The sequence below is a fragment of the Streptomyces sp. BK340 genome (assembly GCF_007827595.1).
Taxonomy (GTDB): domain Bacteria; phylum Actinomycetota; class Actinomycetes; order Streptomycetales; family Streptomycetaceae; genus Streptomyces.
In genome coordinates this window covers 116002-126808 of the sequence record NZ_VISR01000032.1, presented here as the reverse complement: position 1 = coordinate 126808, position 10807 = coordinate 116002, and the positions used below count along the sequence as shown (strand labels likewise).

Annotated in this window: 10 protein-coding genes; 2 read left to right on the top strand and 8 right to left on the bottom strand. The window is 68.8% G+C overall.

Translation table 11 applies throughout. From position 1 onward, the window contains the following. Positions 1-246 precede the first annotated feature (246 nt). The 3 genes from FB157_RS39535 to thyX form a co-directional block, all read right to left on the bottom strand. Positions 247-1932 carry a ribonuclease J gene (locus FB157_RS39535; protein WP_145885561.1) on the bottom strand — a complete coding sequence of 562 codons (1686 nt, stop codon included), beginning with the start codon at positions 1930-1932 and terminating at the stop codon, positions 247-249. A gap of 156 nt (positions 1933-2088) precedes the next feature. Next, positions 2089-2988, bottom strand: a complete 900-nt coding sequence (gene dapA, locus FB157_RS39530) for a 4-hydroxy-tetrahydrodipicolinate synthase (RefSeq protein WP_145885560.1) — start codon at positions 2986-2988, stop codon at positions 2089-2091. Between the two features lie 211 nt (positions 2989-3199). Further along, the gene (gene thyX / locus FB157_RS39525) at positions 3200-3940 is read right to left on the bottom strand and encodes an FAD-dependent thymidylate synthase (protein WP_145885559.1); all 741 of its coding nucleotides are present in this window, start codon (positions 3938-3940) and stop codon (positions 3200-3202) included. Between the two features lie 174 nt (positions 3941-4114). Between thyX and FB157_RS39520 the strand changes: the two genes are divergently transcribed. Both FB157_RS39520 and FB157_RS39515 read left to right on the top strand, forming a co-directional pair. Then, positions 4115-4351, top strand: coding sequence for a hypothetical protein (locus FB157_RS39520; protein WP_145885558.1), 237 nt, complete (start codon positions 4115-4117; stop codon positions 4349-4351). Positions 4352-4441: 90 nt separating this feature from the next. After that, a complete protein-coding gene (locus tag FB157_RS39515) occupies positions 4442-4996 on the top strand; it encodes a hypothetical protein (protein ID WP_145885557.1) in 555 nt (184 codons plus the stop codon). Positions 4997-5089: 93 nt separating this feature from the next. Here the strand turns inward: FB157_RS39515 and FB157_RS39510 are convergent, their stop codons facing one another. The 5 genes from FB157_RS39510 to rpsO all read right to left on the bottom strand — a co-directional run bounded on the left by FB157_RS39510 (position 5090) and on the right by rpsO (position 10557). Beyond that, on the bottom strand, positions 5090-5542 hold the full coding sequence (locus tag FB157_RS39510; RefSeq protein WP_145885556.1) for a hypothetical protein: 453 nt from the start codon (positions 5540-5542) through the stop codon (positions 5090-5092). Between the two features lie 13 nt (positions 5543-5555). Beyond that, a complete protein-coding gene (gene dapB, locus FB157_RS39505) occupies positions 5556-6308 on the bottom strand; it encodes a 4-hydroxy-tetrahydrodipicolinate reductase (RefSeq protein WP_145885555.1) in 753 nt (250 codons plus the stop codon). 27 nt (positions 6309-6335) lie between these two features. Continuing rightward, positions 6336-7715, bottom strand: a complete 1380-nt coding sequence (locus FB157_RS39500; protein WP_145885554.1) for a pitrilysin family protein — start codon at positions 7713-7715, stop codon at positions 6336-6338. Next, positions 7712-9931: a polyribonucleotide nucleotidyltransferase gene (locus FB157_RS39495; protein ID WP_145885553.1), complete on the bottom strand. Its 2220-nt coding sequence runs from the start codon at positions 9929-9931 to the stop codon at positions 7712-7714. The genes FB157_RS39500 and FB157_RS39495 overlap by 4 nt, the downstream gene beginning before the upstream one ends. Positions 9932-10269: 338 nt before the next feature. Beyond that, the gene (rpsO, locus tag FB157_RS39490; protein ID WP_030041128.1) at positions 10270-10557 is read right to left on the bottom strand and encodes a 30S ribosomal protein S15; all 288 of its coding nucleotides are present in this window, start codon (positions 10555-10557) and stop codon (positions 10270-10272) included. Between the last annotated feature and the right edge of the window lie 250 nt (positions 10558-10807).

Here is a 10807-nt window from a genome sequence, read left to right as displayed (position 1 = left end):
TCTATCAGATCTTTTCTCGATCCGATTTCCTCGGTGCTTTCCAGGTTCTCGCTTTCGCGTTTCCCTTTCCGGCGGTTCCGACTTTATCAGAAGTTCTGAGCCGGATTTCCCACCCGCTCCGGGGCACCGTCGTCCAGCACACGAGGTACTGGGGGGTTCCCGGTTGGGCGGAGCCGTAAACGTACTGGAGCGGGGCGCCCCGATGCAAATCGAGGGGCCCCGCTCCAAGTTCGTGCGGACGAGGTGTCAGACCTCCACCACGACCGGCAGGATCATCGGCCTGCGGCGATACGTGTCGGAGACCCACTTGCCGAGGGTGCGCCGAATGAGTTGCTGCAGCTGGTGGGGCTCCACCACGCCGTCCTGGGCCGAGCGCTCCAGGACCTCCGTGATCTTCGGGATGACGTCGGCGAAGGCGGAGTCCTCGATGCCGGAACCGCGGGCCTGGACGTGCGGGCCACCGGTGATCTTGCCCGTGGAGGAGTCCACCACCACGAAGACCGAGATGATGCCCTCGTCGCCGAGGATCTTGCGGTCCTTCAGGGCCGGCTCGCCGACGTCACCGACGGAGAGGCCGTCGACATAGACGTAACCCGCCTGGACCTTGCCCGAGATCTTGGCCTTGCCCTCGATCAGGTCGACCACCACGCCGTCCTCGGCGATGACGATCCGGTCGTGCGGAACGCCCGTCATCGCGCCCAGCTCGGCGTTGGCGCGCAGATGCCGCCATTCGCCGTGGACCGGCATCAGGTTCCTCGGGCGGCAGATGTTGTAGAAGTACAGCAGCTCGCCTGCGGAGGCATGGCCGGAAACATGCACCTTGGCGTTGCCCTTGTGCACGACGTTGGCGCCCCACCGGGTCAGGCCGTTGATCACGCGGTAGACCGCGTTCTCGTTTCCGGGGATGAGGGACGAGGCCAGGATGACCGTGTCACCGTCGACGATGCGGATCTGGTGGTCGCGGTTGGCCATCCGGGACAGGGCCGCCATCGGCTCGCCCTGGGAACCCGTGCAGACCAGGACCACCTCGTGGTCCGGCAGGTCGTCCAGCGTCTTGACGTCGACGACCAGACCCGGCGGGACCTTCAGATAGCCGAGGTCGCGGGCGATGCCCATGTTGCGGACCATGGAGCGGCCGACGAAGGCGACCCGGCGGCCGTACTCGTGCGCCGCGTCCAGGATCTGCTGGATGCGGTGGACGTGGCTGGCGAAGCTGGCCACGATGATCCGCTTGCGGGCGCCGGCGAAGACCTGGCGCAGGACGTTGGAGATGTCCCGCTCGTGCGGGGTGAAGCCCGGCACCTCGGCGTTCGTGGAGTCGGTGAGCAGGAGGTCGATGCCCTCGTCGCTCAGCCGCGCGAACGCGTGCAGGTCGGTGAGGCGGTTGTCCAGCGGGAGCTGGTCCATCTTGAAGTCGCCGGTGTGCACCACCATGCCGGCGGGGGTGCGGATGGCGACGGCCAGGGCGTCCGGGATGGAGTGGTTGACCGCGATGAACTCGCAGTCGAAGGGGCCGATGCGCTCGCGGTTCCCCTCCGCCACCTCCAGGGTGTACGGGCGGATCCGGTGCTCCTGGAGCTTGGCCTCGATGAGGGCGAGGGTCAGCTTGGAGCCGATGAGCGGGATGTCCGGCTTCTCGCGGAGGAGGAAGGGGACGCCACCGATGTGGTCCTCGTGACCGTGCGTGAGGACGATGCCCTCGATGTCGTCGAGGCGGTCCCGGATGGACGAGAAGTCCGGAAGGATCAGGTCGATTCCGGGCTGCTCCTCCTCGGGGAAAAGCACTCCGCAGTCGACGATCAGGAGACGGCCCCCGTACTCGAAGACCGTCATGTTTCGGCCGATCTCACCGAGGCCGCCGAGCGGGGTGACTCGCAGGCCGCCCTCGGGGAGCGGCGGGGGCGGGCCGAGTTCAGGATGCGGATGACTCAAAAGACTCTCCTCACCACGCACGCCACGTACCGGTCGGGCACGTGGCGCGCATGACGTTCGTGCAGAAGCAGTTGTCGTTGTCGGGTGCGGGCACCGGTGGCCCGCTTATGCGGTTGTGGATTCAGTTGTGAAGCTCGGGTGGTGCCAAGTCTGTTGTCAGAGCTGTACCCCGCCGGCGGCAAGATCGATCTTGAGCTGGGCGATCTCCTCGGCCGAGCACTCGACCATGGGGGCGCGCAGGGGTCCGGCGGGGAGTCCCTGCAGGGCGAGCGCGGCCTTGGTGGTCATCACGCCCTGGGTGCGGAACATGCCCGTGTAGACCGGGAGCAGCTTCTGGTGGATCTCGGTGGCCTTGACGACGTCGCCCGAGGTGTACGCGTCGACGAGGGCGCGCAGGTCGGGGGTGACGAGGTGGCCGACGACCGAGACGAAGCCGACCGCGCCCACGGAGAGCAGCGGCAGGTTCAGCATGTCGTCGCCGGAGTACCAGGCGAGACCGGACTGGGCGATGGCCCAGCTGGCGCGGCCGAGGTCGCCCTTGGCGTCCTTGTTGGCGACGATCCGGGGGTGCTCGGCGAGGCGGACGAGCGTCTCGGTGTTGATCGGGACGCCGCTGCGGCCGGGGATGTCGTAGAGCATGACCGGCAGCCCGGTGGCGTCCGCGACGGCCGTGAAGTGCCGGTACAGGCCCTCCTGCGGGGGCTTGTTGTAGTACGGCGTGACGACCAGCAGGCCGTGTGCGCCGACGCGCTCGGCTTCGCGCGCCAACTCCAGGCTGTGGTGGGTGTCGTTGGTGCCGACGCCGGCGACGATGTGGGCGCGGTCGCCGACCGCCTCCAGTACGGCTCGTACGAGGTCCGATTTCTCCGCGTCACTGGTGGTGGGGGACTCGCCGGTGGTGCCGTTGATGATCAGGCCGTCGTTGCCTGCGTCCACCAGGTGGGTGGCGAGCCGCTGCGCGCCGTCGAGGTCGAGTGCGCCGTCCGCCGTGAAGGGCGTGACCATGGCGGTGAGGACCCGCCCGAAGGGGGTCTGCGGAGTCGAGGTCGGAGCCATGGGTAACACGCTACTCGGTGCTCCATGCGTGGTCTGCCCTTGGGGTGCCTGGAAAGTCCGGACAAATGCGGAGCCCGGCACTGCCTGCTCGGGGGTTCAAGCAGTGCCGGGTCCGTTTGATCAGGCTAGATGAACTTCTCTAAATGCCGCAATACGGACACTTCGCGCGGCTGATCCGTACATCCGTTCCGCGTGGGGGAACAGGGCTTCGTTACGGGGCCACACGGCCGTTCGCGTTGAAGGCCGCGTAGGTGAGCGGCATGAGCCTGGCCCACTCCGCCTCCATCTTCTCGCCGACCATCTCGATCTCCCGCTGCGGGAAGGACGGCACCTTCGCCAGCTCGTGCTGGGTGCGCAGGCCGAGGAAGTGCATCAGCGAGCGGGCGTTGCAGGTGGCGTACATCGAGGAGAAGAGGCCGACCGGGAGGACCGAGCGGGCGACCTCGCGGGCGACGCCGGCGTCCAGCATCTCCTGGTAGGCCGTGTAGGCCTGCAGGTACGAGTCCTCCATGATGCGGCCGACCAGCTCCTGCTGGGCCTGGGTGCCCTCGACGAAGACGTACTTGCCGGGGCGGCCCTCCTGGACCAGCTTGCGGGACTCGTCCGGGACGTAGAAGACCGGCTGCAGCTCCCGGTAGCGGCCCGACTCCTCGTTGTACGACCAGCCGACCCGGTGCCGCATGAACTCGCGGAACACGAAGATCGGGGCGCTGATGAAGAAGGTCATCGAGTTGTGCTCGAACGGGCTGCCGTGCCGGTCGCGCATCAGGTAGTTGATCAGGCCCTTGGAACGCTCCGGGTCCTTGTTCAGCTCGTCCAGGGACTGCTCCCCGACAGTCGACACACGGGCCGCGAAGAGAACGTCCGAGTCCGCTGCGCTGTGTTTGACCAGTTCGACGGTGACATCACTACGCAGATCGATCTTGAGTTCGTCGTCGGGGGTGGGGGTCACGATTCGGCGGGTCCTTCCCATCTGGTCTCTTGCGGACGCCACTCTACGGCCCGCCAAACGGGGCGTTCGTCGTCGTGCCTGAATGAAATTGGTGAAACCGGGCACCGATTGCGACGCTTGTTCGTCTGTGTGGGTGAGACTCATCCGTTTCATCCCTGAAGGAGACGTACTCCCATGTTTCGTCGGCGTGAGCCCGTGCCCTTCGCCTTTGTGGCCGAGGCTGACCGGTTCCGCAGCAATGTCGCTCCCCCGCCCCGTCAGCGGGCGTCCGTCGGCCGGATGGCCGGGAGCTGGCTGCTGGGCCTCACCGTCGTCGCCGGGCTCGTCGGCGCGGTGATCGTCGGTACGCCGGCCCTGTCCACGCCGTCCAGTACGCCGACCCAGCAGTCCCAGGCCGCACAGGGGCGCTGACCCTTACGGCCGCCCAGGAGTGGTGGGCGGGAACCCGGCCGGATAGCCTCACCGGGCACAGCCCCAGCAAGGATTGAGTGAGGACCAGCCGTGCCCCTGCCCTTCCTGACGGCCGACCGCACCTTCGAGGCGGCTTCCGAGAGCCCGCTGCCCTTCGACGACCGCGAGCGCTGGCGGCGCCCCTACCGGCCCGGCCCCGGACGCGTGGGCGGGGCGGCCCTGGGTCTGCTGCTGTCCTCGTTCGTGCTGTTCGCGGCGGTCCTGATCGCCCTGACCGGCTCGGTGTCCTCGGCCGGTGTGGTCTTCGGCGTGGCGCTGGCGGTCATCGGCAGCGCGCTGCGGATGCTGCGCATGGGCGTGTGGGTGAGCGCGCGCGGACTGCGCCGCGTCGGCTTCCTGCTGACGCGTACGGTGCCCTGGCAGCGGGTGGTCTCGGTGCGGACGGCCCAGCAGCCGGTGCGCTGGCTGGGGCTGCCCCGCACGGTGCAGGGGCAGGCCCTGACGCTCGTACGCAAGGACCGGCCCACCGAGGACACGCCGCCCCTGCTGACCTCGCACGGCCTGGACTTCCTGAACCGCCCCGCGGCCTTCGACCGGGCGGCGGACACGGTGGAGGCGTGGGCCGCGGAGTACGGGCGCCACTGACCTGAGCAGACAAGCCGGAGGGGCCGGTCCGCTGTGCCGCGGACCGGCCCCTTTGTCGTACGAGCCTCTTCTCCGGACGGCCGCCGGTGGTACTCAGGCCTGGACGGGCCTGCCGTCGTGCAGGGCGATGGCACGCAGCATCGCCTTGCGGGCGCGCGGGGTGTCCCGCGCGTCGTGGTAGGCGACGGCGAGCCGGAACCAGCTGCGCCAGTCGTCCGGAGCCGCCTCCGTCTCGGCCTTGCGCCTGGCGAACACCTCGTCGGCCGAGTCGCGGTCGATCCGGCCGCCCGGGGTACGCCTCAGCTCGTCGACGGGCAGCCCGCCCTCGGCGTCGAGTTCGGCGGCCAGCTGGTTGGCCTTGCGGACGAACTGGGTGTTCTTCCACAGGAACCACAGGCCGATGACCGGCAGGATGAGCACCGCGACCCCGAAGGTGACGGTGAGCACCGTGCCGGACTGGATGAGCATGACGCCACGGCTGCCGACCAGCACGAAGTAGAAGAGCAGGACGGCGGCCGTGACGAGGTAAGTGATCTTCGCGCGCATGACGTCTTCGGGCTCAGCTCAGGTCCAGGAAGTGCTCAAGGCCGAAAGTCAGGCCCGGAGTCGACACCACGCGGCGGGCACCGAGCAGGATGCCCGGCATGAAGCTGGTGTGGTGCAGGGAGTCGTGGCGGATCGTGAGGGTCTCGCCCTCGCCGCCGAGCAGTACCTCCTGGTGGGCCAGGAGGCCGCGCAGACGCACGGCGTGCACCGGGACGCCGTCGACGTCGGCGCCCCGCGCGCCGTCCAGGGCCGTCACCGTGGCGTCCGGCGCCGGGGCCGTGCCGGCGGCGCGGCGGGCCTCGGCGATGAGCTGGGCGGTGCGCGTGGCGGTCCCCGAGGGTGCGTCCACCTTGTTCGGGTGGTGCAGCTCGACGACCTCGACCGACTCGAAGTACGGCGCGGCGATCTGCGCGAACTTCATGGTCAGGACGGCCCCGATGGAGAAGTTCGGGGCGATGAGCACGCCGGTCTCCGGGGACTGGGCGAGCCAGCCCTTCAGCTGCGCGAGGCGCTCGTCGGTCCAGCCCGTCGTACCGACGACCGCGTGGATGCCGTGGCGCACGCAGAAGTCGAGGTTGCCCATGACGGAGGCGGGAGTGGTCAGCTCGACGGCGACCTGGGCGCCGGTCTCCGCCAGCGTCTCCAGCTTGTCGCCCCGGCCGAGGGCGGCCACCAGCTCCATGTCCTCGGCGGCCTCGACCGCCCGTACCGCCTCGGATCCGATCCTGCCCTTGGCACCGAGGATCGCCACGCGCAGCTTGCTCATGTTTCCTGCTTCCTAACCGGTGGTGTTTCAGGCGACGGCGTCGTGCAGACGGGAGGCCTGCTTGTCCTTCAGCGGGCCGATGACCGACAGCGACGGGCGCTGTCCCAGGATGTCGCGGGCGACCGAGCGGATCTCGTCCGGGGTGACCGCGGAGATCCGGGCCAGCATGTCGTCGACCGACATCTGCTCGCCCCAGCACAGCTCGCTCTTGCCGATACGGTTCATCAGCGCGCCGGTGTCCTCCAGGCCCAGGACGGTGGAGCCCTGGAGCTGGCCTATGGCGCGGCTGATCTCGTCGTCGGAGAGGCCGCCCGCGGCGACGTGGTCGAGTTCGTCGCGGCAGATCTTCAGCACGTCGTGCACCTGGCTCGGGCGGCAGCCCGCGTACACGCCGAACAGGCCGCAGTCGGCGAAGCCGGAGGTGTACGAGTACACGCTGTAGGCGAGGCCGCGCTTCTCCCGGACCTCCTGGAAGAGGCGGGAGGACATGCCGCCGCCGAGCGCGGTGTTGAGCACGCCCATGGCCCAGCGGCGGTCGTCCGTGCGGGCCAGGCCGGGCATGCCGAGGACGACGTGCGCCTGCTCGGTCTTGCGGGCGAGCAGTTCGACCTTGCCGGCCGTGCGGATCGTGCGGCGGCCGTCGCGCGGGGCGATGGGCTGCGCGTCCAGGTTCTTGAAGGCGCCCGCCTTCTCGAAGGCCGCGCGGACCTGGCGTACGACCTTGTTGTGGTCGACGTTGCCGGCGCAGGCGACCACGAGGTGGGTCGGGTCGTAGTGCTTCTTGTAGAAGCGGCGGATGCGGTCGGCGCTGAGGGCGTTGACCGTGTCGACCGTGCCGAGGACGGGGCGGCCGAGGGCGTTGTCGCCGAACATCGTGTGCGCGAACAGGTCGTGCACGCAGTCGCCCGGGTCGTCCTCGGTCATCGCGATCTCTTCGAGGATCGCGCCGCGCTCGACGTTGACGTCCTCCTCGACGATGAGCGAGCCGGTCAGCATGTCGCAGACGACGTCGATGGCGAGCGGCAGGTCGGTGTCGAGCACGCGCGCGTAGTAGCACGTGTACTCCTTGGCCGTGAACGCGTTCATCTCGCCGCCGACCGCGTCGACGGCGGAGGAGATGTCCAGGGCCGACCTGCGACTGGTGCCCTTGAAGAGCAGGTGCTCCAGGTAGTGCGTGGCGCCGTTCAGGGACGGCGTCTCGTCGCGGGAGCCGACGTGCGCCCAGATGCCGAAGGTCGCGGAGCGGACCGAGGGCAGGGTCTCGGTGACGATGCGCAGGCCGCCCGGGAGGGTGGTCTTGCGGACCGTGCCGATGCCGTTGCTGCCCTTGATCAGGGTTTGGGTACGGGCGACGGCCCGCGCCTCCGAAGAGGTGCGGGCCGTCGCCTTGGAGCTACGGGACGTCACTGCTCGGCGTCGTCCTTCTGCGTCTCGTCGCCTTCTTCGCCCTCGATCACCGGAACGAGGGACAGCTTGCCGCGGGAGTCGATCTCGGCGATCTCGACCTGGACCTTCTGGCCCACACCGAGGACGTCCTCGACGTTCTCCACGCGCTTGCCGCCGGCGAGCTTGCGGATCTGCGAGATGTGCAGCAGACCGTCCTTGCCCGGGAGCAGCGACACGAACGCACCGAAGGTCGTCGTCTTCACGACCGTACCCAGGTAGCGCTCGCCGACCTCCGGCATGGTCGGGTTGGCGATGCCGTTGATCGTGGCACGCGCGGCCTCGGCGGCCGGGCCGTCGGCGGCACCGATGTAGATGGTGCCGTCGTCCTCGATCGTGATCTCGGCGCCGGTGTCCTCCTGGATCTGGTTGATCATCTTGCCCTTCGGGCCGATGACCTCGCCGATCTTGTCGACCGGGATCTTCACGGTGATGATCCGCGGCGCGTTCGGGGACATCTCGTCCGGCGTGTCGATCGCTTCCATCATCACGTCGAGGATGTGGAGGCGGGCGTCGCGGGCCTGCTTGAGGGCCGCGGCCAGGACGGAGGCCGGGATGCCGTCCAGCTTGGTGTCGAGCTGGAGGGCGGTCACGAACTCCTTGGTGCCGGCGACCTTGAAGTCCATGTCACCGAAGGCGTCCTCCGCACCGAGGATGTCGGTGAGGGTGACGTAGTGCGTCTCGCCCTCGATCTCCTGGGAGATCAGGCCCATGGCGATACCGGCGACCGGGGCCTTCAGCGGCACACCGGCGTTCAGCAGCGACATGGTGGAGGCGCAGACCGAGCCCATGGACGTCGAGCCGTTGGAGCTCAGCGCCTCGGAGACCTGGCGGATCGCGTAGGGGAACTCCTCGCGCGTCGGCAGGACCGGCACGAGGGCGCGCTCGGCGAGGGCACCGTGGCCGATCTCACGGCGCTTCGGGGAGCCGACGCGGCCGGTCTCGCCGGTGGAGTACGGCGGGAAGTTGTAGTTGTGCATGTAGCGCTTGCGGGTCACCGGGGAGAGGGTGTCCAGCTGCTGCTCCATGCGGAGCATGTTGAGGGTGGTGACGCCCAGGATCTGGGTCTCGCCACGCTCGAACACCGCGGAACCGTGCACCCGCGGGATGGCCTCGACCTCGGCGGCGAGCGTACGGATGTCCGTGACGCCGCGGCCGTCGATGCGCTTCTTCTCCTTGATCACGCGCTCGCGGACCAGCTGCTTGGTGAGCGAGCGGTACGCGGCGGAGATCTCCTTCTCGCGGCCCTCGAACTCCGGCAGGAGCTTCTCGGCGGCGAGCGCCTTGACGCGGTCCAGCTCGGACTCGCGCTCCTGCTTGCCCGCGATGGTCAGCGCGGAGGCGAGCTCCGGGCGGACGGCGGCGGCGAGCGCCTCCAGGACGTCGTCCTGGTAGTCGAGGAAGATCGGGAACTCGCCGGTCGGCTTGGCGGCCTTGGAGGCGAGGTCGGCCTGGGCCTTGCAGAGCACCTTGATGAAGGGCTTCGCGGCTTCCAGACCGGCGGCGACGACCTCCTCGGTCGGCGCCTCGGCGCCGCCCTCGACGAGCTTGATGGTCCCCTCGGTGGCCTCGGCCTCGACCATCATGATCGCGACGTCGCCGTCCTCCAGGACGCGGCCGGCGACCACCATGTCGAAGACGGCGTCCTCGAGCTCGGTGTGCGTCGGGAACGCGACCCACTGGCCGCGGATCAGCGCGACGCGGACGCCGCCGATCGGGCCGGAGAAGGGCAGACCGGCCAGCTGCGTGGACGCGGACGCGGCGTTGATCGCGACGACGTCGTACAGGTGGTCGGGGTTGAGCGCCATGATCGTGGCGACGACCTGGATCTCGTTGCGCAGGCCCTTCTTGAAGGACGGGCGCAGCGGGCGGTCGATCAGACGGCAGGTGAGGATCGCGTCCTCGGAGGGACGGCCCTCACGGCGGAAGAAGCTGCCGGGGATCTTGCCGGCGGCGTACATCCGCTCCTCGACGTCCACCGTCAGCGGGAAGAAGTCGAGCTGGTCCTTGGGGTTCTTGGAGGCGGTGGTGGCCGACAGCACCATGGTGTCGTCGTCCAGGTACGCCACGGCGGAACCGGCGGCCTGCTTGGCCAGTCGGCCCGTCTCGAAACGGATCGTACGGGTGCCGAAGGCGCCATTGTCGATGACGGCCTCGGCGTAGTGGGTCTCGTTCTCCACTAGCGTTTTCTCCTCGTCTTCGTCCCTGGGCTGCCCGTGTGGCAGGGGGACGGTTACGGAGAAGCGCGCCGTGCTGTGCGGGCCGGTCTTCGATCGAAGCACCCGGGGCTCGCTTCCCCCCGGGGGCCACTACCGAGGACCGGCGGCGGCTTGGGTGCGCTTCTCCTCGTTCTGTTTCGTACGTACTGCGTTGTGCTACCACACTACAAAGCGTGAGTGACACTCCGCACGTTTCCGCACGTACGACGGGGTCTTGCCTGCATATGACAGGACTTCCCCGTATACGGCAAAAGGAGCGGTTCCCGAGTCCTACCGGGAACCGCTCCCCTCACGGCGTCTTACTTGGCGCCCGCAGCACCGCGGCGGATGCCCAGGCGGTCGACCAGCGCACGGAAGCGCTGGATGTCCTTCTTCGCCAGGTACTGCAGCAGGCGACGGCGCTGACCGACCAGGATCAGCAGACCACGACGGGAGTGGTGGTCGTGCTTGTGGGTCTTGAGGTGCTCCGTCAGGTCGGAGATCCGACGCGAGAGCATGGCGACCTGGACCTCGGGGGAGCCGGTGTCGCCCTCCTTGGTACCGAACTCGCTGATGATCTGCTTCTTCGTAGCGGCGTCGAGCGACACGCGTACTCCTCGATAGTCTGTGAGTGCCCACCGAGCGCCCCCGGTCTGCTTCTCGGGAGAGCTTCCGTGACTCGGAAGGCGGGGATCCGTTGGGCGCGGCCTCCAGAGCCTTCTGAGAGGGCTCCGGGGGTGCGTACACGAACGGCCGTCACACAGCGTACCAGCCGGTGGCGGGAACTCTCTCCCGCCTTTCGGAACGCCCCGGGCCGACGGGAGGCGGCCACTAGGGTGAGCGTGCTGATCGTACGTA

Excerpts from the sequence above, each read along its gene's own strand:
- dapA (WP_145885560.1), bottom strand. The coding sequence starts at position 2,988 with ATGGCTCCGACCTCGACTCCGCAGACCCCCTTCGGGCGGGTCCTCACC.
- FB157_RS39520 (WP_145885558.1), top strand. The coding sequence starts at position 4,115 with ATGTTTCGTCGGCGTGAGCCCGTGCCCTTCGCCTTTGTGGCCGAGGCT.
- FB157_RS39510 (WP_145885556.1), bottom strand. The coding sequence starts at position 5,542 with ATGCGCGCGAAGATCACTTACCTCGTCACGGCCGCCGTCCTGCTCTTC.
- dapB (WP_145885555.1), bottom strand. The coding sequence starts at position 6,308 with ATGAGCAAGCTGCGCGTGGCGATCCTCGGTGCCAAGGGCAGGATCGGA.